Raw genomic sequence first — 22,457 nt, 5'->3', positions numbered from 1 at the left:
CATGACAAGGCAAACGACAGCACTGGTTACTGCGGATGTAGGCGTGGTTAAAAGAACAAAAAGCGATTACTTTGTTGATCGTCCAGGGATCGGACATTGGTGTGGCTTTTAAGCGTCATGGCGTCATTGAGGCGGCGAGTGGCTTTCGGACTTTGGCGGCAATGATTGGCTACCTACAGTCCCGGCGGCGACATCTGGTGGGATTGCTGCAATTCATTCCTAAGGCGTGCCGAGGAATGAAGTCCATCAGGCATGAGGATGCGCTCAACGTTTTCCTGCCTGTTGTGGAGTTCAGCGGAGCTCCGATGAAGGGAGCTCAATATGCTCTGATGGTAAAGCTTGCACAGGAGCGACTGGGCATCCCGGATGATGCCAACGCTGAGACGGCCATGTTGAATGGACTATTCCTAGAGCCAGAGCGTGCTCTAATTTTCGAGATGCCCAACTCGCCAGAGGGTAGGCAGATACTGGAGGCCATGGAGCAGGTCCGGGCCGATCGATTATTTTCGGCCGCAGAGCTGATAAACGACATTCTCCTATGTGAAGCGGTCTACGCCGAGTTTGACCTAACAAGTACCGAGTTCGCCGTCGCCGCGTCATTAATACGTCGCCTATCCAAGGAATTTATAGAGGACGACTACTGGATTCGCATCTCCCCCGAGGATCTGACCTTGATCACCCTGCAGGAAGGAGCTTCGCCGCTGCTCGCGGCGGCGTTAACCTGCGGTGCCGACACTTATATGGAAAGCTTGTCGACCTACGCGCCGCTGGTGCTGTCTGGCGACCACTATTTATCTACCGTTACTCTGCTCAGCCGCTTTGCCTATAACTGGCGTGCGCAAGTACTTGATCGCCAGAAACGGTATCAGATTAGGGCAGGCTTCATCTTTGAGGATGTGGTCAAGGCAGCGCTGGAAGCCCAAGGCTTCATCGTCCAGGATATTGTGCGCGTCAGTCGCAGGAGTTTGACGTCGTGTCGCTACGCGATGGCATTATCTGGAATGTCCAGTGCAAGAACAACTTCGTCGATCTCAAGCGCGTCGACTCGGATGCGGTTGCCTTTGCCCGTTACAACCGCGGACTAGTGCGAGCATATGAGAGGGCCTTGATGAAGGAGCGAAATCGCGAGCACCTTCTGAAGATGAAACTGGACGTCGAGCCCGTGCAGCACATGCTGGTTTCGCGCTTTCCTGTAGTGACGGACAACCCGCGTATCGTGGTCTTCAGCCGCATCGCCGAGTTCGCATTGCGGGCCGATGGGGTCTTGGCAGCCTCTAAAGGTGAGTCAGCCCATGTCTGAGGATTGTTGGCGTTGATGCAGAATTGTCCTCCCTGCTGGGGCAAGACTGCCCCAACATGGATCGGTAGATGTCCAGCACATGCGGCCGTAGCCTTGAAGGTTGCTTGGGTCAGCGTTTTTTCGGCAGATGGGTCAATTCCTCATCAGCGCCTACGGTTCTAGGCCTATTAGCTTTTCCTGCGGTAATGCCTTGCCCGCCTTACGGACGAGCTGATAAACCCTGACAAGCTCAGGGTCAGTCAAGCTATCGAGAAAGGCCAGCTTACCTGCGACCTGCTTCTGGTAACGATGCTCGGTGCTGAGCTCGCCCATGAGTGCCTCAAGGCACTCGTCTGAAGGTGCAAGATACCGAGAGAAGCCGGGGAGGGTGGCAGCAATACAGATACCCTCAGGATCATAATCAGTGAAGGCTACTACTGGCAGCTTTAGCTCTGCCAACAACGCCTGGCTGCTATCCGTTTTGTAGCTTCCTGGCGCACCTCGAAATACCACCAGCGGATTGCCAGGCACCTGCTGGAGAAAGGGTGTCTCATGAGTAAGCTCAAAGTTTTCCCAGTTCTCGATAAGCAATACGCTGTCGTGCGCGCAGTGCTCAACCACCCAATTGCGATCGAGATCTAAGCTTGAACCTGGAGGGAGTTGAATTGGAGTTGGGCCTAGCAATAAAGGCCGACCGGGTAGGGCCTTCACTGCTACACGCTTACCACGCAGGCGTTTGGTGGTGAGTTTCTCATCACCGCCTTTCTTCAGCGCGCCATGGCGTGACTCTCCCTCCCACGCATCAAGCGATTGGTTTGGGTCGACCTTGGCCTCGTTCTGAAGGTAGGTCGCAATCTTCGCCTTGTGGCTTGGACTGAATCGCCAAACAGATCCGACGCGGTGGCCGACGCTGTAATCCTCACAGAATTCGTTCAGCATCTTGCTTGGGCGAAAGTCTTGCTCCTCTGACTGGAAGATAGACAGGAGCCTCTTGGTGAGGGCTAGCGTTGGCATAGCAGCACATCCTTGATGATTACGTTTCCGCTGAGCGTATCGTCCTCATTCTTAGCAACGTGGTTTATGGACAGCCGCCTGATGATCCTGGCGTTGGCGTTGATCTGTTTCTCGACAAGCGTGAGGAAGCACATCATGCAGGACTCCTGATCCAGTACCTTGGTTTCCTCGGCCTGTATGAAGTAGCCAGCAGCCGAAATCGGGGTGGGGGATTTAGCAGCCTCATTGAGAAGGCGTTGACTGACCACTACAAGTGGCGAGCCTTTGATGAGCGCAGCTTTCGGTGGCGCCTCATCGACCGGTGTGCCGGGCTTTCTGGTTTTGACGGGGACAGCCACCGCCTTTTCAATGCTCTTGGCAATATCGACCAATGAGTCTCTGATGTTTTGGGCGCCCAAGTCAGGCACCAGCTGAATCTTCAGAGGCTCGTGATGGTAAGCCCACTCCGGAATCTCATGATATTCATCTGGGGATCGCACCTCGTACTCAGGATGCTTCTGAAGATAGAGCTGCAGCGCACGAATGCGACGCGCGCGAGGGGCGACTGTCCTGATTTTGTAGAGATAGGTCTTAAGCACATGGATGATGTCGACTGTCCTGGAGCGCCACTCTGAAAGCTTGTCCAAAATGTGGCTCTGATACAGAACCTCTAGGGTCTCGCGCTCCGGTGGCGTCAACTCGTCAAGGATTGCCTCGCCATCGAACATACTCAGGGCCTTGAGGATCCGCTCAAGCTGGTTGAGATAGTGCTCGGTCTGCTTTTCCTTCTCCTTATATGTCGTAACGTTGCCGAAATTGTTCTCGGCCGCCGTGCGAAGATGGAGGAGGAAGTCATTCATGGCCTCCGCCATCTCGTACAGGGTCGCATCGATATCGCCCTGAATGAGTAATGAGTCTTCGATGCGATTCTGTAGGCAGGCGTCGGTGTAGTCGTCCATCAGCTTGATGAGACGTGCCATCTGCTCACCGAAATCGGCCGAGATATCGTAATTCCGAGCACGATGGGTTGCTTCGTTCAGCAGACGATTGAGGGTAGGCGAGAGCCGGTAGGTGTTCTCAACTGCGGCGTTGATACGCACGGCTCTTATCTGCTGCAGCTTCGTTAGCGCTCGGGCATTGTGATCATCCCGGGTGACATACCCGGCCGAATACATCTGTGAGATCACCCTGCGATATTTATGCAAGAGCTCAAGATGATTGGCCACCGACTCTTCGAGCGTGCTCATGACTCGGCTCTCTTGTCGTACTCGCTATCTTCTTCAGAGATCTCGTCGTGCAGCATGAGGTACTCGATAGCTTCCATCAGCCACTCGATGCGGCCAGTGAACATGTAGATCTCGGACTCAGGATTGATGAGGAGCAGGTACCCCTCATTCTGGAAGCGTTTGACGATCTTGTTCAGACGCTCCCGATCGGAACCATCCTTTGTGTTGATGTCGATCGTCGTCTGCCGCAGCTGTAGGTATAGACTGGGATTCTCAGAGATCCTGGCCATCATTTGATTGAGATTCAGAACCTGGCCTGCAGCAACAGACTCATCATCCCCAGTGATGCGCATCACCAGTTCAAGGAAAGACACCATGGGGCGCAGAACATTCTTAACCTCAGTGAAGCGCTTTTTCGCGTCCTTTTTCCCCTCAATGTCGATGTCAGCATGCGCGGCAAAGAATGCACCGCCATCCCGCGTGGTGGTCAATCTGAGATCAATGCGTCTGAGGTACTGATCAACATCGCCCTGGTTGACGGTGTTGGCCAAGAACTGATGGCCTTCGTAGTCGTTAATCTGGCAGATGAACCCGCCCTGCATGAGAGTAGTCGCTACCCGGGCAAAAGTGCTCATTCGCCGTCCTCCCAGGCAAGCTCAAGCTCGCTGTCATCGGTTGCGTCGTTTTCCAGGGCGAGCTCGCAATGCACCAGGCGTCGTTCCGCATCCAATTTGTATTTGTGTTCAAACAGCATCAGCGTCTCGGCGTCAGGATCGGGGAAAGCGGTGCACAGAGTAATTCTGTTCTGGCCTAGGTAGTTGCAGAGCGACACGATGTTCTCGGCATCAATCGCCTTGAGCTCATCGACACACCAGGTCAACTGTACAGGAGCGTTTCCCCGAACCTTACCAATGAACCCCAGGAACAGGATGATGAGCACGAGGTAACTGAGCCCGTTCGAAGAGATGTTTTCGAGTTCAGTACGATTGCGGAACTGCCGGAAGTTGCCCTGTTCCCGCACGGAGCCGCGGATACTGACCAACGATTTAAACTGAGCACTGATGCCGCGATTGCCATCCCAGATCGCGAGCAACGCGTTCAGATGGGCAACGGCATCCGCGCTGGGCAGACTGTCCTCCTGCGTCCATTCCTCTCGGTCATGGGTGATTTTGTTGATTACAGACCAATAGTCGAGCTCTTCAACACCCGAGTAGATGGAGATCTTCAGTTCGGAGAGGTTGTCGAACACCGTCGAGCTGTGCTCCAGATGCTCTTGCAGGGACGTATTGAAGCTGGAGAGCTTCTTGTTGAAGGTCTGCAGCTCACGGTGAAGGCCTTGGATTTCGCCGAAAATGGTTTTGGCATCTGCGACCAGAAGTCGTCGGCTCTTATCATGCTCGGTGGCGAACCAGTCCTCGACAACTCGAAGGGTCACGCGGGCATCGACATCCTCACCAGTTTCAGTGCGGATGTTGTGAAGGCGATCTTGGAAGTAGGTCGACGGGGCAGCAAGGGGCACCTCGTTGAAAGCAGTTCGCATTTTGGAGGTAAGCTTGCGCAGTTGACCTTCTGCTTCCGAAATTTGTTGCTGGAACGTGAGCATAGCTGCGCGCAGGGAGCTGGCTTGCCAGGCGCTGTCATAGGCTTGGTGACGACTGGTGGGTTCGTAGAGCTTCAGCCTGTCATCAATGCAGTTGGCAACGATGACCAATTGGCTCTCAATGGTTGAGATGGCTGTACGACACTCCTTGATGGCGGCGTTTACCAGTTCACGCTTTCGTAGCCAGGTCTCAGTCTCTTCATTGACAAGCAAGGTGTCTCGGTCGAAGTCTGCCTGCTTTTGCTCTTTTTTGGCCTGAAGCTCAGGAATCTGCGGGAGCATCTGGTTTTTCCAGACTTGCCACATGGATAAGAGCTCGCTCCATGACTGGATATCTTTGAGCGTTTTCAACAGCTCCGCACGCCGGCCTTCAAGTTCGCTGATGACGTCGACGTCTGCACCTTCGCCCGCGAGCTCTTTCTTTTGTTGTTCAAGGAAGAATTTAATACTGTCGTCGCACGTCCGCTTGTGTGCATCGACACCAGCTTGTATCTCGCGAACCGCGGAGTTCAGTCGTGCTTCATCCTCCGAGATCTGCTTCCTACATTGCTGGACGAGAGCTGCTTTCTTGCTTGCAATGCGCTCATTGAAGTCGGTGTGAGCCTGTTGAGCATGCCCGTGGAGGCGTTCGCACTCACCCAGTTGAGCTTGGGCAAGCTCGAGAGCTTGGGCAAAAGCATGGCTCAGCTGTTCGTTCAGCCCATCGACATCTCTCTCCAAGCCCTGGGCAGTTGATTTGGCCTTCGTCAGGCTGGAGCGAGCCAGAGCGAGCTCTTCAGTCGCGGCTTTGATCGACTTGCGCAGTTCAAACTGCTCATGAACAGCACGTTCCAGCTGAGCCTCGAAAGCCTCTAGTGCTTGGTTCGCGTCTTCAAGTTTTTCGTGAAGCTTCGACTCGTCCGCCTCGTCAGTGGCCTCAACAAATTCCAGCTCCAGCGCGATCCCGTATAGGTTTTCATACATCGCTGTCAGTTGCGGGCGGAGATCATTGCGGTATAGGAGTTTGGGGTTGATGACTTTGGCTATGTCTTCTGACCAACCTGGACGATTGGTTCGCAGAAACGCGAGGAGGCTATCCTGATCAGGGGTATGAGCTTGTCGGATGTCAGCAATCAGGCCTTTCTGTTTCTCGATGGAGTCTTTGATCGCTTTGATCGTCAGATCGTGACTGGCTGATCGGTCTTGAAGGTCGTCGACTGAACGCTGCTGGTCACCGACTAATGTCTGCGAGGTTACGATGGCCTTGTTTGCATCCCTGATCTCGAGATTTTTGTTGTCGATCCTGGCTCGAATTGACGGGTCAACCGGTGGGTTTGCCACGAGCACTTGAGCACGTACCAGATCACCATGACGTTGTTGCGCCTCGCGTACCAAGCGCTGGAGTTCATCGGCAGATGAGTCGTCCACCACCTTCAGTGCATCTTTACAGGCGGCCTCGATCCTGGTCTGAGCCTCGCGAGCTTCTTCCCTGAGGTTGTTGGCTTTCTGGATGGCTACAGCGTGAAATTCGTTATGAAGCCGGTTCTCCTCATTGATCTGCTGCTCGTACTTTGCCTTGACCTCCTGAGCAGCCCCTAGAGCCAGATTCAGCTTGTTGCCAACGCTTCGGAGTTCGTCTTCATAAACGGCTTTCTGGGCTGTGCGAGCGCGCTTCTCCTCAACACCCTTCCTTTCGTAGTCCTGCCTGGCGGCCTCAATTTCCTTGAGATTACGATCACATGAATCGATCTCAAACTGCGCACTATGGATGGCTTGGGTCAATGCCAAAGCGCGCTCGTCGTGGGCGGCGGTCTCGTCGTCGAGGTAAGTTTGCTTTAGCAATTGCTCGCTTTCGCGCTGAGCTTTTGTGAACTGAAGGTGGTCTTGAAGGAAGATGAATTTTTCCTTCACCTCTCGAATGGCATCTTCAGCAGATTCTAGCTCAGATCGGTGCGCCCGAGCGGTTTCGACCAGTGGGGTAATGTTCTTGATGCTTTGGTAGGCGTTGTAGTCTCGCGGCCAGTTTTCTACGCGCTTGCGCTCTGTTTGGATGCCGGCGGAAGGTTTGCCTTCGAAAACCCAGTCGGCAACCACCTGCTGGAGATCATCAAAATTGGCCTTTCGAGAGAACATACCTTTGGTGAGCTTCTCAAGATGCCGCAAAGGACGGTTGTAGGTAGTGAATCCGTACATGTCCGACATCCCAATCAGATAGCGCCTGTGCGTAGGGTCTACGTGCGGCGGCTGCCATCCCTGGATGATGGCCCTGTAGTCGATGTACGTATCTACCAGTCTGTCAGCATGGGGGATTTTCAGGTAGATCAGGCGCTGGCGGAACTCCTTATTGAGTACAAACTGGCCGTCATCGGTGACGAACATGTCACGTCGGAAATGGCTGTTCACGAACCTAAAACGGATCTTGTCGGCGGTAGAGTTGCTGAGCACGACCACGATCCGGCGGGTACCATCGGGACGTTCATACTCATACACGAGGTAGGAAGTCTGATTCGGTAGGTAGTAGTCGATGAACGAATCCTTACCTTGCGAAACCACGTCGCGGGGTTCAACGCCGGCGAAGAGCAGCGCCAAAGAGAGGAGGGAGGTCTTGCCTCGGCCGTTGCGCCCGGTCAGCGCCATGCCACCATCAATACCCATCGTCTGAACTCGCCCGCGGGAAAGCGAATCGATGAGATGGATGTTCATCAGTCGGAAAAGCGCCTCCGGCGCGCTCTGCGGCGGTTCAATTTGCTCCCGGGCCGGCAGTGGCGGCTCCTCGGCCATTACGTCCTCTGGTACCAGAAGGTCGAGATCAGCGTTATGTGTTTCAATATTCATCGCAACTCCTTTGCCGTACCCAAGTCCTGCAAGCACCAGGCGAGTCCACACGAGTGGATGGTCGTTTGGATGGCGACCAGGTTAGGGAATGTATAAACGTGAACGAGCAGTGAGTGGGTCGCTCTATCTGAAGGGAAGCGGTGCCTGGCGAGCTCATTGAGGGTTTCAAGGCGCTTTGGAGGGCTTCGCGGCGCCTGCCTTAGTAGCGGCCTTTGCTTTTTTCGTCTTGGTTGACGTACCTGACGTAGGTGAAATTTTCTCGATCAGCTCTTTGCCGATCTTCATACCCGTGCGTCGCAGTCGATCACAGGCTGCCATGAAGCTAACTTTGCTGAAGAACGGGATTCCCAAAGAGCCGCCTTTATAGGGGGGGCGCATGATTCCGTACACTACGGTGTAGTCACTACGATTGAAGTCAGATTTTCGCCCGTCCGGGAGTGACTTCAAAAATGCGCTTCCACCCTTGGTCTTCGAGACGGTGTCCTTCAGCTTCGTGCGGAATTTGCTATCTGCCACGAAGGCCTCAGCACTGACCACACCTTGCATCCACAGGTGGCTGATGGGCCCTGATGAACCGCCATCCTTCAAATGGATGAATATCTTGTCGTTTGAGTAGAAGTCACAAGGCTCAAGGTTGCCCGCAGTGACGCCCTCGGGATTGATTTTGGTACGGTCTAGCTTGATCAAGTCGGGACGCTTAGCAGTGATGTCCGCAATCAGCTCTTCCTCGTTCAGACATGAGGTTCGACCGATGATGCTGAAATCCGGAATGCTATCGAAATGTTTTTCGACCAGATCTTTGAAGGTTGCGGAAATTTCGTACCATTTTCCTGCAAATAGCACGTAGTGCGTCCGCGTCGGCTTGGTTAGCGTGCACTCCCAGTTCAGGCAGTCATAAACCTTCCAGCCAATCGGTTCGCCAGACTTTTGGCTCACGGAGCGGACCCGGTGCGAGGACTTCATGACCTCCATCGTTTGAGTGCAGGTCAGCCGATTTAGCTCGTCCACGTAATCGGTGATGGATAGCTTGGTGAACTCGCACTTGCGGCTACCAAAACCGGTGTACCCCAGTTCTGCGCCCTCTTGGTAATCAAGAATCTCTGGAGGGGACATGTGCAATAGGCTGTTGGCGCCTCCGCGGATCGCACGAATCTCGCTATAGAGCTGCCGATCCAAGATCTTCAACCGCTCAGAACTGGTCTCCTCCCTGACGTTGTCAAACCAGGCGTAATCGCGTTTGTAGGCGATTGACTTATAAGCCTTCAGAATTTCCGCGCACTTGTCGTGAAACTCGGACGGAGCCAGGGGGGCGTCTAGGCTTAGCGCGTCTTTGCCGGCAACAAACTTGGCAAATCCATCGTCACTGGGCTGACCGCCCGCCACCCTGGCCAGGTCTCGTAGTGTGTCCATACCAAACTGGCTGAAATCCGAGAGTTTGCTGGCTTGTATCCGCTTCTGAAATGTCACCGCGTCTGGAGTTGCGAGATCAAGGCTAAGCAAGCTACCTCGCGGCACAGTGTTGAGCGCCACCTTCAGTCCAAATTGATGAACGAAGGCATCTTCCTCCAGCGCGAGGTGGGCATAGCCAAAACAAAGGGCCATCCAGCGGTTTTGTACGTACAAAAAGAGGATGGCTGCAGAACCGCTGGAGTGCAGGCTTCCGAGAGGATCTGAGATGTGGGGCTCGAGCAGGGCCAGCCATTCAGGAGTTCGGTCATACACCTGGCCGTAGTAGAGGATGCCTTCTCCGCCACCCTCCCAGTCCTGCCCCTTCAACTCCTTAGCGCCGCTTGGCCCATATTTCGGGCTGAGGCCATCCTCTGGACCTAGGTTCGGCTTCAGTAGCCGCACCGTGATTGAGTTGACGCCAATCCTGCTCATTACCACCCCTTAGCAAATGACCAATTCAGACATATTTGGATCCGATTCTTGCTTACAGTGATGTCAAATTGCAATGAGTGCCAATATTCTGGTGGCTAGACCGCAGTGGCTAGGAACTGTACGAAAAGAGATGTCATAAACACCGCCGGCAGCAGGCCAATGTGAGCATTTCTGCATAACTTGTTGCGAGCTTGCAGTAGCGAGTCGCCAGGCGGCGGTGCTCCTTCAGCCTGCCAAACAGGCGCTCGATGACATTTACTGGTGATGGCGCCGTGTCACAACAAGCTGTCCCTAGGCACTTGGTCTAGGACCTGGATGCAGTAGGCAGGTACAGGGTAGGAAGGTGACCTGCTGTGGGCAGCTATTACCTGCGCTGGATAGCGAACGCGCTGGTGGAGGATGTGGCGCATTCGATTTCTGTTTGTAAGTGTTCGGCAAAGTCACCTTCCGAACTCCAGCATTAAGGGCGATGGTGCCCGCGTATTAAGTGAACACCATGGCCTTCGGCGGTGGAGTCGAGAAGGTGTGGTCGCCGGCCCCTTACGGTTGGACCTTAGACTGGGGGTATCATTTTCAAACCATCCAAAGCATACCCTCAGATTTGCCCCCAATGTAGCAATCCACTGGAAGTGAATGGAGCTCCACGGTCGATGAAAAGACAGAAGTGATCAGTTGAACGGTCTGCCCGACGACGCCTAAATACTCTCAGGGTCGCCGAAGAACATCTGTATCCGCGACCGCAGCCACCGCTCCGCCGGGTCATTGTCCTGTGCCCCGCGCCAGGCCATGTGCAGTTCGAAACTGCGCACGGGTATCGGCAAATCCTCGGCCCGCAAGCCGCCGGCGGCCGTCAGTGCATCCGCCGTGTAGTCCGGTACCGTCGCCACGATATCGGTACCTGCCAGCAAGCTCCCCAGCCCGTTGAACTGCGGTACCGCCAGCACCACGTGGCGCTTGCGGCCGATTTCTTCCAGGGCTTCGTCGATGAACCCGGACAAGTCCCCGGCAAACGACACCAGCGCATGGGGCCGGGCGCAGAAGTCATCCAGGGTGATGCTGCCGGGTACGCTGTCGGCGCGCAGCAGTTTCGGCATGCTGCGGCGCAACACCTTGCGCTTGGCGTTGGCCGGCAGTTCGCTGGTGTAGCTGACACCCACCGAAATCTCGCCCGAGGCCAGCAGGGTTGGCATCAGCAAGTAGTTGACCCGTCGCACCACCAGCACGATACCGGGTGCCTCGGCGCGAATGCGCTTGAGCAGTTGCGGCAGCAAGGCGAACTCGGCGTCGTCCGACAGGCCGATGCGGAACACCGCATTGCTGGTGGCCGGGTCGAACTCGGCGGCGCGGCTGACTGCCGTGGAAATCGAATCCAGTGCCGGTGACAGCAGGGCGAAGATCTCGTGGGCCCGTGCCGACGGCTCCATGCTGCGCCCTGTGCGCACGAACAACGGGTCATCGAACAGGTTGCGCAGGCGCGACAGCGCCGCGCTGATGGCCGGTTGGCCGAGAAACAGTTTTTCTGCGGCACGGGTCACGCTGCGCTCGTGCATCAGCGTTTCGAACACGATCAGCAGGTTGAGGTCTACACGACGCAGGTCGTTTCGATTCATCGGTGCGCTTCGCCTAATGTGGGGCAGAGGTGAATCTTAAGGCCAAAGGCTGTTACCCTGCACGGGTTTAGGGGGACCAATCGCAGGGAAAGTCAGGTGCCCAATCGATGACAAGCATGTCGACTATTAATGCCCACTGATGGTCTAACGGGCAAAGCCCGGATAGAGTCAGTGGTAATTAGAGGTTCACAAAGGCGAGGTATGCGATGTCCCGCATGATCCGTTTCCACAAGTTCGGCGCTGCCGACGTGCTCCGTTGCGAAGAGCAGGCCGAACCGTCACCCGCTGCCGACGAGGTGCAGATCCGCGTCGAAGCGGTTGGCGTCAGCTGGTATGACGTGCTTTGGCGCCAGAATCTGGCACCGTCCCAGGCGCGTCTGCCAGCGGGGATCGGTCACGAAATGGCCGGGGTGGTGACTGCGGTCGGGGAAGGGGTCGATGACATTGCCGTCGGTGATCGGGTCGCCAGCTTCCCGGCCACCAGTGCCAACGACCACCCGGTGTACGGCGATGTCATCGTACTGCCCCGTACAGCCATCACGCGCTACCCGAATGTGCTCACACCGATCGAGGCCAGCGTGCACTACACCCCGCTGCTGATCGCCTACTTCGCCTACGTCGACCTGGCACGGGCCAAGGCCGGGCAGACAGCACTGGTCACCGATGCCAGCCATTGCGCCGGGCCTGCCTTCGTGCAGCTGGGCAGGGCCCTGGGGCTGAAAGTGTTCGCCGCCACCAAGGATGCGGCGCAGCGTGACTACCTGCTGGGCTTGGGCGCAGACAAAGTGATCGTCACCGAAGAGCAGGACCTGCTGCTGCAGATTGGCAAGTACACCGATGGCCGTGGTGTGGACATGGTGCTCGACGGCATGGGCGGCCCGCAGATGTCGCTGTTGGGTGATGTGCTGGCGCCGCGTGGCAGCCTGGTGCTGTACGGTCTGCAAGGCGGCAACCAGACGCCGTTCCCGGCCTGCGCGGCATTCCAGAAGAACATTCAGTTCTATGTGCACTGCATCGGTAATTTCACCGGCAAGCCAGAGCTTGGCATCAGCCAGGACCAGGTGGCACTGCAGCGTGCCTTGCGCGATATCAACCAGTTCACCGCCGATCAGCTGCTGACACCGCAGATCATCAAGGTGTACCCGTTCGAGCAGGTGGTCGAGGCGCATCGCTACATGGACCAATGCCCGTGCGGCGGGCGCGTCGTGCTGGACATGGCGCAACACTGACGGTGGCTGGCGCAAGCAGAAAACCCGGGCAATGTCCCGGGTTTTTTATGCGCGGAGTAAAGTGTTTCAACACTTAAAGTAGGACTGTTCCTACAATAAACCCAGATGTGGACTACATATAAGTCCGTAGCTTTCGGGCTGTCAGAAATATCCCGGCAAATAATCAGCCTTGAACGCTTTTGCCTTGCGAGTCACTGTGAACTGACACGGATGCTGAATGGTTTTTTTACCCTGAACTGTATCTTCAATTCATGCTGCCTCCCTCTCGATAATGGCCCAATGATAGTTTGTGCAAGGAACGTGGGATGAGCATGGCTATGCCTGATATAGAGCAGCATGTGACAGCGACAGGCCATCGCAGGGGTGGTTTCTTCTCGATGGCTTGGCGACAGTGAAGGGTTACGTCATTACTTTCATTTTGTTGTAAGAAATTTCTTCTAGGTAAGTTCGGTGCATGTTCACGTTCAAATGTTGGATACCGCATGCGCTGGCTGCATGAAGTTGATGAGGTGATTGCGTGACTGCTATTCACGACCAGGCGATGCATTATATCTACCAGCAAGTACTCGAGCGCTTGTTGAACCACATGTCCCAGGCCCAGCGCGCTTCCTTGCAGTTGCTGATACAACGCCTGTTGGTCGCTGCAGGCGGGCCGGAGTACATCGGTACTTTCAGCTTGCAGGTATTGCAAGGGAGCGACCGCCATAGCAGCCGGCTGCTGGCCATGTTGCGTGCCGCGCAACTGAGCATTGCCCTGCGTTCGCCGGTAACCTTCCAGCTGCGGGTATTGGTGGTCAGCCTGCCGGTTGCCGATAGCGCCACGCTGGAAGCTCACGAGCGCAGTTTTAGCGCGTTGTTCATGCAGGATGACCCGCGGGTGCAATTGCAGATGATCGAGGGGCGCGCAGTGGTGCCGTTCAGTCGTCGGCTCTCGGTAATGCCTGAGCGCTGGCTGCTGGCGAGGGACGCGATGTTGATGTTCGGCCACATGATCGATGCCAGGCCTGAAGCCCTGCTGGGCTGCCGCCTGCACCTGGAGCTGGCCGGGGCCGTGGGTCAGGCGCTGCAGGCAGCGGTGCCTCCCGATGCGTTGGTCACCGCCATGCCCGGGCTGCAGCGGCGCCGATACCTGGCGTGGGCCCGGCGTAGCCTGCGCCTGGCCGGCGTGCGTGGCTCGCATGCAGTGCACCAGTGCCTGGCGGCGCTGGCCCAAGGGCTGAGCCGATTGCACGGTGCTGTTGGGGGCGCACCGGGTGGTCAGCACGAGCCGGTTCCAGGCGCCGTACCGGAGCGCGCGCCGGTGCGGCTGATTGCTATTGATGACCTGTTGCCGCACTTGCTTGAAGAGCCGCAGCTTGACGCGATGCTGGGTTGTCACTTCGAGACGGCTGCGGATGCTTTGCCGCTGTCCGAATTCGTTGACTCGCTAGCCACGGCCCAGCTGCATGAACTGCGCGCCCGCAGTCTGGAGCCGCTGGCCGGGCGCCCAGCGCTGAGGCTGGCAGGGCAGGCGGGCGGCAGCAAGCAGCGTGACGCCGCGTCGTTGCTATTGGGCAAAGCCTACGGCATCAATCAGGCCCAACTGGTGTGCCTGCTGTTCAGCCCGTTTGCCAGGCAGGGGAAAAACCTCGAGCGGTTCTTGCAGTGTCGGCACGCCGACATGGTGGTGGCGTTGCCGTACCTGCACAGGGCCTTGCAAGGCAAACCCTGCCCCGATGCAGTCAAAGCCTGGCTGGTGAATACCAGTGGCTTGCCGTTGGGGCAACTACGGCAAATTTATGATGGGCAGTTGCCGCTGGCGGGATGGCGCCTGCTTAACAACCTGGCCCGCCGCGATGTACACCTGAGGCTGCTGCCGCAGCTGACGTTGGGGCGGCGGCGTGGTGTTGCGGGGCTGCCTTGATGGGGCGAGCGGCCCCAGGCGAGTTCGCGTATCGCAAGGTGTATCGCTACCTGGAAGCGTTGATCGAACAAGCTGCAGGCGTTGGCACATGCCGGTTGCCATCATTGCGTGAGCTGTCCCGGCGGCTGCGGGTGTCGTTGGCCACGGTACAAAGTGCCTACAGCCTGCTGGAAGAGGAGGGCCGTGTACACTGCCTGCCGAGGTCGGGCTATTACGTACAGAGCGGTGGCAAAGATCAGGCCGTGGCCGTGGCCCGGCAGCCTCCCTTGCCGACGCAGCCACTGTTGGAGCGCATGCTGCTTGGTCACGAACGGCGTTTGGCCCGTCAGCGTGATCGCAGCGTTGCGTCCTGGGAAGCGCTGGGTAGCGCCCGTTTGCGCAATGCTGTGGCTGAGCGATACACCCGCTGCTCCAATCAGTACTGGCATGCCGATGATGTCCAGCTAGCTCCCGATGTGCTGGCGGTGCTGGAGACGCTGCTAGCGGCGCTGGCCCTGCAAGGTGGTACCGCATTGGTGCATTCGCCTTGTTGCTGGCAAGTGTTGCGCGCCCTGGCGCGTGCCGGCATGCGCGTGCTGGAAACACCACTGGATGCCCGTGGCAACCCCGAGCTGCACGCGTTGGCCAAGCTGCTGGGTAGCGAGCCGGTAAGCCTGCTGGTCATGCCGTCTTGCCTGGGCATGCCACAAGGTCGGCTGGTTTCACCGTATTACCAGCAGCAGCTTGGTCTTTTGCTTGGCCAGCACCCTGTATGGCTGCTGGAAAACGACCTGGACAGCGAGCTCTGTTACGACGGGCCGCCGAGCACACGCCTGCGTGACTGGATCGACCCGCGCTGGCTTCTGGTGATGGGCACGTTCGAGGCCGCAGTGGGGGCAGAGGCGCCGTATGCCTATTTACTGAGCCGTGACACCGTGTTGGCCAAGGCATTCGCTGAACGGGCGTTTCGGCTTGCGCCGCTACGTTTGCAAGCGCTCGCTCACATGCTCGGCAAGGGGGAAATCGAAACGCAGCTGGTACAGCAACGCACAGATTTGCAAAGGCGTACGCAATACCTGGCGCATGTACTGCAGTCGCAATTCGGCCAACGGGTGGTCTTCGACATGCCGCAAGGTGGGCAAATGCTGTGGGTGAGCTTTTGCCAGCCGCTGGCGTGGGACGGTATTGCCGCAGCGTTGGCAGGCTCTGCATTGCACGCACTGCCGGGCGAGCAGTTCGGCCTGCCGGGGCATTACCCTCAACACCTTGCGCTGATCTGGCTGGGGGGGCGCCCGGATGAACTGCAACTGGCGGTAAGGCGACTGGCGCAGGCGCTTGAGGTGCGCTGCGGGCGAAACACCCGCTTCTCAAGTTGAAATCAAGACGCTTGTAGGCGCCGCCAAGTGCTGCGAGAGGGCCGACAAACGAAATGACGGCCTGAAGATCTCAAGGCTCACTCGCAGCACAAAAGCCACCTGCAGGGGGCGTAAATTGAGTACGCCTCAGGGTTGCTCTTGCCCTTGACGCAAACGGGTACTGACCAGCGCCGCACATACCAGCAACGCTGCAATGATCCACAACCCGTTGCGGGTGCTGCCGGTGGTCTGCTCGATCAGGCCCATCACCGACGGCCCGACGAAGCCGCCAAACAGACCGCAAGTGGTGACGAAGGCCAGGCCCGCCGCCAACGCGCTGCCGCTCAGTCGGCTGGAGGGGAAGACGAAGATGATCGACTGCACCACGAACAGCATCAGCGCGGTCAGGGAAAACCCGATCAGGCCGATGAACGAGTTGGCCAGCGATGCCAGCAGCAATCCGGCCGCCATGGTGAGCAGGCCAAAGAACAGCAGGGTGCGGCAGCGGCGCGGCGAGGTGGCCAGGCGTGGGAAGGTCGCTGCACCCATGGCTGCTGCAATCCACGGCACTGCTGTCAACAGGCCGACCTGGAAGGGCGAAAGCGCAGCGTAGGTGCCGATAATGCCCGGCAGGAAGAAAATCACCGTGTAGATGGTGATCTGGTGCACGAAGTAGACCACGATCGCCAGCCAGATCTGCCGGTCGCGGAACATCTGCCCCAGCTTGCTCTGCTGCGGTGCGGCCGCCTGCTCTGCCGCCAGGCGGCGCTCGATGTCCTGGGCGTCGGCAGCCGTCAGCCAAGGCGCCGAGGCCGGACCGTCCGGCAGCTTCTTCCACACCACATAGGCCAGGGCTACGGCGGGCAGGCCTTCGAGCACGAACAGCCATTGCCAGCCATGCCAGCCCAGTACACCGTCCAGCTCCAGCAGGGCACCGCCCAGCGGGCCGCTAAGGATGTTGGCCAGGCACACACCCAGCAGGAAGTACCCCGTGGCACGGGCGCGTTGTTCGCGGTCGAACCAGTAGGTCAGGTACAGCATTACCCCGGGGAACAGGCCAGCTTCGGCTACCCCCAGCAGCAGGCGCATGATGTAGAACGAGGTTTCACCCTGAACGAAGGCCATGCCTGCCGAGAGCAAACCCCAGGTAATCATGATACGGGTGATCCAGAAGCGCGCGCCCACCCGGTGCATGATCAGGTTGCTGGGCACTTCGGCCAAGGCATAGGTAAGGAAGAACAAGCCCGCGCCCAGGCCATAGGCGGCTGCCGAAAGGCCCAGGTCGATGCCCATGCTGGCTTTCGCCAGGGCGATGTTGGTGCGGTCAAGAAAGCTCATCACGTAGACGACGATGAGCAGTGGCATCAATTTGCGTAGCAGCAGGCCGTTCAAGCGCTGCTCATGGGTGGTGGCAGGGGCGCAAGCCGCTGCGCGGGTGAGGGTTGTCATTGTTTTTTTCCCCGTGAAAAGTGCTGGTGGTGTGCCGCGCAGCAGCGGCACACTCAGGTCTGTGGGTCAGGAACGGTTGATGTCGAGCCACACTGCGCCGTTGGGGTACTGATAACGTTCCAGGGTCTCAGCGTGCATCTCGATGCTGTAGCCAGGGCGTTGTGGCGGCATGTAGCGCCCGCGATGGATCACCACCGGGTCGATGAAGTGCTCGTGCAGGTGGTCGACATACTCCAGCACCCGGTTGTGCAGCGAGGCAGACACCGCGATGTAGTCGAAAAGCGCGATGTTCTGCACATACTCGCACAGCCCGACGCCACCGCCGTGCGGGCAGACCGGCACGTCGTACTTGGCGGCCATCAGCAGCACGATCAGGACCTCGTTAAGGCCGCCCAGGCGGGCTGCGTCCAGCTGGCAGAAGTCCAGTGCACCGGCCTGGAACATCTGCTTGAACATCACCCGGTTGTGGCAGTGCTCACCGGTGGCGACACCGATTGGCGCAATGCGCTGGCGAATGGTGGCGTGGCCGAGAATGTCATCGGGGCTGGTCGGTTCTTCGATCCAAAGCGGTTCGAAGGCGGCCAGGCGGCGCATGTTGGCCACCGACTCTTCGACGCCCCACACTTGGTTGGCATCCATCATCAGGGTGCGTTCCCAGCCGATTTCGTCGCGCAGGATGCTGGCGCGGCGGATGTCTTCTTCCAGGTCGGCCCCGATCTTCTGTTTGATGTGGGTCCAGCCGTCTGCCACGGCCTCGCGGGCCAGTTTGCGCATTTTCTCTTCGCTGTAGCCCAGCCAGCCCGGGGCAGTGGTGTACCCGGGGTAGCCTTCACGCAGCATGTGTGCCTCGCGCTGGGCTTTGCCCGGCGCCTGGCGGCGCAGCAGGGCGATGGCCTCTTCGGGGGTGAGCACGTCGGTGACGTAGCTGAAGTCCAGGCAGCGCACCAGCTGCTCTGGCGTCATGTCGGCCAGCAGTTTCCACACGGGCTTGCCCTCGTGCTTGGCCCACAGGTCCCACACCGCGTTGATGATGGCGGCGGTGGCCAGGTGGATCACGCCCTTTTCCGGGCCCAGCCAGCGCAACTGGCTGTCGCTGACGGTAAAGCGATGCCAGAAAGCGCCCATGTCGGCGCTGATTTCTTCGAGCGTAAGGCCGACGATCAAGGGGGCCAGCGACTGCACCGCTGCCGCGCATATCTCGTTGCCACGGCCAATGGTGAAGGTCAGGCCGTGGCCTTCGAGGGCTGCAGCGTCGGTGTGCAGCACCACGTAGGCCGCCGAATAGTCGGGGGCACTGTTCATGGCGTCGGAGCCATCCAGCGACAGCGAAGTGGGGAAACGGATATCGCGAACGCTCAGGTGGGTAATGCGTATGCTCATGGTCGACTCTTGTTCTGTTCAGGCACAGGGAGAGCTGACTGTAGGTTGTCGAGCGATACAGGCATAATCGCCAAATCTTAATCAGTGATACCGGATTCGATATGTCTCGCTTGCCACCTGACAAGGCCCAGGCGCCTGCCGGCCTCGGTGCCTTGAAGATTTCCAGCCGTCAGATCACGTTGCTCAATGCCCTGGGCGAATTCGGCAACCTGCGCCGCGCCGCCGCCGCGATGCACACCACGCAACCGGCCGCCAGCCTGTTGCTACAGCAGCTTGAGGAGCGCCTGGGGGTACGTTTGTTCGAGCGCCTGCCCCGGGGGATGCAAGCGACGCTGTATGGCGAGGTGATGATTCGCTATGCGCAAAACGCATTGCATGAGTTCGATCATGCCCAGGCGCAAATCGCCGAACTGGCGCGCGGGGCGTTGGGCCTGGTGCGGGTGGGCAGCGTCATGGGCCCGGTACCGGGCGTGCTGACCAAGGCGGTGCTGGCCTACAAGCGCGACCAGCCCAAGGTGCGTATCTCGCTGGAAGTGGGCACCAGCGACACCTTGCTGCCGGCCTTGCTACGCGGTGATTTCGATATGGTAGTGGGGCGCCTGCCGGATCAGAGCGACAGCCAGGAACTGAATATCGAGCTGTTCGACGGCGGTGAGCAGATGCGCGTAATTGCTCGCGCAGGTCATCCCTTGGCGACAGCCACAGGGCTGCAGCTGGCCGACCTGGTGAGCTTGACGTGGATCTTGCACCCCATCGGCAGCCCGATGCGCCGTCGCGTCGAAAGCGCATTGCAGGCCGGTGGCATGGTGCAGTCGCTGGATATCGTCGAAACCGCTTCGATCCTGGCGACCACTGCCATGCTCGAAGCGTCCGAAATGATTGCGGTGGTGCCCAATGACGTGGCCCAGCATTATGCCCGCTATGGCATGGTCGCCATCCTGCCGGTGGAGTTGCCACTGGCGATGGCCAACCTCGGCGTGCTGACCCTGCGCTCGCGGCCCAACTCGGTTGCCCTTGATACCTTGCTGCGCTACCTGCGGGCACAATAACTTTCACCTGCATGAGGCCCTGCGTCTATGCCGCCGGACATGACCCATTCCAGCTTTTGCAACTGGATCCGCTACAAGCACCTGGTGTTGATCGACACGCTGGCGCGCACGCGCAATATGCACGCCACCGCCACGCGCATGAACCTCAGCCAGCCGGCGCTCAGCAAAATGCTGCGTGACCTTGAGGAGCAGTTCGGCTTTGCCCTGTTCGAGCGCCTGCCTCGCAGCATGCCACCCACCGAGTTGGGTGAATACGTGGTGCGGTACGCCCAGGGTGCCCTGGCCGAGTCGCAACAGTTCGTCGACCAGGTCAACCGCCTGCGCAACGGCGGGCACGGTTTCATCCGGGTTGGCGGGATCTTTGCCGCGACCGCATTGGTATTGCCGCAGGCCATCGCCGCCATCAAGGCGCGAAGCCCGTTACTGTCGATTGAAGTGGTGGAGCATTCCAGCGATCACCTGCTGACCATGCTCGAGCAGAACAAGCTGGACATCATGATTGGCCGCTTCACCGAGGAACGCTTCGGTCAGCTGTTCGACTTCCAGCCGCTGGAGCCTGAACCCTTCAGCCTGGTGGTGAACAGCGAGCACCCGCTCAACCGGCTCGACAACACACCGCTTGAGGCGCTAGGCGATTGGCCGTGGGTGCTGTACCCGGTGGGTACGCCGATCCGCAACCGCCTGGAGCAGGCGTTCCGAGTGGCCGGAATCGCCACGCCTGCCGACTGCGTGGAGACCATCTCCATGCCCATGTTCCTGCAGTTGCTGCAATCGGCACCGATGATTGCCATGCTGCCGCGCTCGATGGTGGCCGCGCAGTTGGCCAGCGGGCAGTTCAAGGAGCTGCGCAGCCCTTTGCAGGTGCCCGCGCTGGAGTATGGTGTGGTCACCCGCAAGGATGAACCGCTGAGCGCCTCCGCCAGGGCGTTTGTCGAGATTCTGCTGGAGGGCGCGCAGCGACGGCGGCAATCTCCGGCAGATGCTGCGTTCCACCCCTAGCCGATTGAAGATCACGCACCCAAATACCCTTGCGATAACTCCAGGTTATCGCTCGATCGGATCATCTCATTGGGAATGCGGCACCAGGCTTCTTACAGTGGCGACAGCCATAACAAGAAGTCAGCCGCTCCGCCCTGAGAGGTCCCATGCAACTGATTGCCAAATCCGGTGACCCCGCCGTCATCCGCCTCAACCCTTTGGACAACGTCGTCATCGCCCGCCAGGCCCTGGCGCCGGGCGTGCGCCTGGATGCCGAGGCGATTACCGTGCGCCAGCCCATCCCTTCAGGCCACAAGCTCGCCACCGAGCCTGTGGCGCAAGGCCAGCCGTTGCGCCGTTACGGGCAGATCATCGGGTTTGCGTCCCAGGCGATCGACGCTGGCGACCATGTGCACGTGCACAACGTGCAGATGGGCGATTTTGCCCGCGACTACGCGTTTGGTGTCGATACCCGCAGCCTGCCAGGCTGCGCTGCGCAGTTCCAGGGCATCGTGCGCGCCGATGGCCGTGTCGCTACCCGCAACTACATCGGCATTCTCACCTCGGTGAACTGTTCGGCAACCGTGGCCCGGGCCGTGGCCGACCATTTCCGCCGTGACATTCACCCCGAGGTGCTGGCCGACTACCCGAATGTCGACGGTGTGGTCGCCCTGACCCACGGTGCCGGCTGCGCAGTGGACCCGAGCGGTGAAGCCTTGGGCCTGCTGCGCCGCACCCTGGCCGGGTACGCCGTCCACCCCAACTTCGCTGCCGTGCTGATCATCGGCCTGGGCTGCGAAACCAACCAGATCGAAACCCTGCTGGAAACCCAGGGCCTGCAGGCGAGTGCGCAACTGCGCGCCTTTACCATCCAAGGGATCGGGGGCACCTCGAAAACCATCGCTGCCGGTATCGCCCAGGTCAAGGCGCTGTTGGCCGAGGCCAATCAGGTACGGCGCCAGCCGGTCAGTGCCCGCCACCTGGTGGTCGGCCTGCAGTGCGGCGGCTCAGATGGCTATTCGGGGATCACCGCCAACCCGGCACTGGGCAATGCCGTTGACCGCCTGGTGGCCGCCGGTGGTACCGCCATTCTCTCCGAAACCCCGGAAATCTATGGTGCCGAGCACTTGCTCACGCGCCGCGCGGTAAGCCGTGAGGTGGGGGAGAAGCTGGTGGCGCGCATTCGCTGGTGGGAAGACTACTGCCAGCGTATGAACGCCGAATTGAACAACAACCCCTCGGCCGGCAACAAGGCAGGGGGGCTGACCACTATCCTCGAGAAATCCCTGGGCGCAGTGGCCAAGGCAGGTTCCAGCAACCTGGTCGATGTGTATCAGTACGCGCAAGCCGTGCGTGCCCAGGGCCTGGTGTTCATGGACACCCCCGGCTACGACCCGGTCTCGGCCACCGGTCAGGTGGCCGGCGGGGCCAACCTGATCGCCTTCACCACCGGCCGCGGCTCGGCCTACGGCTGTGCCCCGGCGCCATCGATCAAGCTGGCAACCAACAACCGGGTGTTCGAGCACCAGCAAGAGGACATGGACGTCAATTGTGGCGGCATCGCCGATGGCTCCACCAGCATCGAAGAGCGCGGCGCATTCATCTTCGAGCAGATGCTGCGCATTGCCTCCGGGGAACGCAGCAAGAGCGAACAGCACGGCTACGGGCAAAACGAGTTCGTCCCGTGGCAGATCGGCGCCGTGACCTGATTGACCGCTCCCGTCCCATTTGC

At 58.9% G+C, this 22,457-nt stretch carries 16 protein-coding genes and 1 pseudogene; 8 read left to right on the top strand and 9 right to left on the bottom strand.

All coding sequences use genetic code 11. The features are described from left to right. Positions 1-71: 71 nt before the first annotated feature. Both AA098_RS15855 and AA098_RS29250 read left to right on the top strand, forming a co-directional pair. A complete protein-coding gene (locus AA098_RS15855; RefSeq protein ID WP_064614730.1) occupies positions 72-1,085 on the top strand; it encodes a hypothetical protein in 1,014 nt (337 codons plus the stop codon). Between the two features lie 23 nt (positions 1,086-1,108). Continuing rightward, positions 1,109-1,300, top strand: a complete 192-nt coding sequence (locus tag AA098_RS29250) for a hypothetical protein (RefSeq protein ID WP_156747526.1) — start codon at positions 1,109-1,111, stop codon at positions 1,298-1,300. 150 nt (positions 1,301-1,450) lie between these two features. Here the strand turns inward: AA098_RS29250 and AA098_RS15850 are convergent, their stop codons facing one another. The 7 genes and pseudogenes from AA098_RS15850 to AA098_RS15825 all read right to left on the bottom strand — a co-directional run bounded on the left by AA098_RS15850 (position 1,451) and on the right by AA098_RS15825 (position 11,403). Next, entirely contained in the window at positions 1,451-2,293 is an 843-nt protein-coding gene (locus tag AA098_RS15850) for a hypothetical protein (RefSeq protein WP_064614728.1), read from the bottom strand. After that, the gene (locus tag AA098_RS15845; protein ID WP_064614726.1) at positions 2,281-3,519 is read right to left on the bottom strand and encodes a hypothetical protein; all 1,239 of its coding nucleotides are present in this window, start codon (positions 3,517-3,519) and stop codon (positions 2,281-2,283) included. Before AA098_RS15845 ends, AA098_RS15850 begins: the two co-directional genes overlap by 13 nt. Beyond that, positions 3,516-4,133 carry a hypothetical protein gene (locus AA098_RS15840; protein ID WP_064614724.1) on the bottom strand — a complete coding sequence of 206 codons (618 nt, stop codon included), beginning with the start codon at positions 4,131-4,133 and terminating at the stop codon, positions 3,516-3,518. Before AA098_RS15840 ends, AA098_RS15845 begins: the two co-directional genes overlap by 4 nt. Further along, complete coding sequence (locus tag AA098_RS15835) at positions 4,130-7,912, bottom strand: ATP-binding protein (RefSeq protein ID WP_064614722.1); 3,783 nt, start codon at positions 7,910-7,912, stop codon at positions 4,130-4,132. The genes AA098_RS15840 and AA098_RS15835 overlap by 4 nt, the downstream gene beginning before the upstream one ends. Before the next feature lie 165 nt (positions 7,913-8,077). After that, positions 8,078-9,793 (bottom strand): DUF6119 family protein, encoded by a 1,716-nt coding sequence (locus AA098_RS15830; RefSeq protein WP_064614719.1) that lies wholly within the window; start codon positions 9,791-9,793, stop codon positions 8,078-8,080. A 133-nt stretch (positions 9,794-9,926) separates the two neighbouring features. Then, positions 9,927-10,049, bottom strand: a pseudogene (locus tag AA098_RS28555) (transposase); the annotation flags it as partial. A gap of 439 nt (positions 10,050-10,488) precedes the next feature. Next, the gene (locus AA098_RS15825; RefSeq protein ID WP_064614717.1) at positions 10,489-11,403 is read right to left on the bottom strand and encodes a LysR family transcriptional regulator; all 915 of its coding nucleotides are present in this window, start codon (positions 11,401-11,403) and stop codon (positions 10,489-10,491) included. Positions 11,404-11,609: 206 nt separating this feature from the next. Between AA098_RS15825 and AA098_RS15820 the strand changes: the two genes are divergently transcribed. The 3 genes from AA098_RS15820 to AA098_RS15810 all read left to right on the top strand — a co-directional run bounded on the left by AA098_RS15820 (position 11,610) and on the right by AA098_RS15810 (position 15,890). After that, entirely contained in the window at positions 11,610-12,632 is a 1,023-nt protein-coding gene (locus tag AA098_RS15820; RefSeq protein ID WP_003253945.1) for a zinc-dependent alcohol dehydrogenase family protein, read from the top strand. A gap of 517 nt (positions 12,633-13,149) precedes the next feature. Further along, positions 13,150-14,535, top strand: coding sequence for a hypothetical protein (locus AA098_RS15815; RefSeq protein ID WP_003253944.1), 1,386 nt, complete (start codon positions 13,150-13,152; stop codon positions 14,533-14,535). Further along, positions 14,535-15,890, top strand: coding sequence for a GntR family transcriptional regulator (locus AA098_RS15810; protein ID WP_003253943.1), 1,356 nt, complete (start codon positions 14,535-14,537; stop codon positions 15,888-15,890). The genes AA098_RS15815 and AA098_RS15810 overlap by 1 nt, the downstream gene beginning before the upstream one ends. Positions 15,891-16,016: 126 nt before the next feature. Here AA098_RS15810 and AA098_RS15805 read toward each other — a convergent pair whose 3' ends face one another. After that, positions 16,017-17,318, bottom strand: coding sequence for an MFS transporter (locus AA098_RS15805; protein WP_003253942.1), 1,302 nt, complete (start codon positions 17,316-17,318; stop codon positions 16,017-16,019). Positions 17,319-17,384: 66 nt separating this feature from the next. Next, entirely contained in the window at positions 17,385-18,698 is a 1,314-nt protein-coding gene (locus AA098_RS15800; RefSeq protein WP_003253941.1) for an L-fuconate dehydratase, read from the bottom strand. A gap of 101 nt (positions 18,699-18,799) precedes the next feature. Here AA098_RS15800 and AA098_RS15795 point away from each other — a divergent pair, with 101 nt between their 5' ends. The 3 genes from AA098_RS15795 to AA098_RS15785 all read left to right on the top strand — a co-directional run bounded on the left by AA098_RS15795 (position 18,800) and on the right by AA098_RS15785 (position 22,434). Next, positions 18,800-19,747, top strand: coding sequence for a LysR family transcriptional regulator (locus AA098_RS15795; RefSeq protein ID WP_003253940.1), 948 nt, complete (start codon positions 18,800-18,802; stop codon positions 19,745-19,747). Between the two features lie 27 nt (positions 19,748-19,774). Then, on the top strand, positions 19,775-20,746 hold the full coding sequence (locus AA098_RS15790) for a LysR family transcriptional regulator (RefSeq protein WP_014861306.1): 972 nt from the start codon (positions 19,775-19,777) through the stop codon (positions 20,744-20,746). Positions 20,747-20,892: 146 nt separating this feature from the next. Then, on the top strand, positions 20,893-22,434 hold the full coding sequence (locus AA098_RS15785) for a UxaA family hydrolase (RefSeq protein WP_047605147.1): 1,542 nt from the start codon (positions 20,893-20,895) through the stop codon (positions 22,432-22,434). Positions 22,435-22,457: the final 23 nt, after the last annotated feature.

Source organism: Pseudomonas sp. JY-Q, assembly GCF_001655295.1.
Classification (GTDB): domain Bacteria; phylum Pseudomonadota; class Gammaproteobacteria; order Pseudomonadales; family Pseudomonadaceae; genus Aquipseudomonas; species Aquipseudomonas alloputida.
This window is presented reverse-complemented; position numbering and strand designations above follow the sequence as displayed.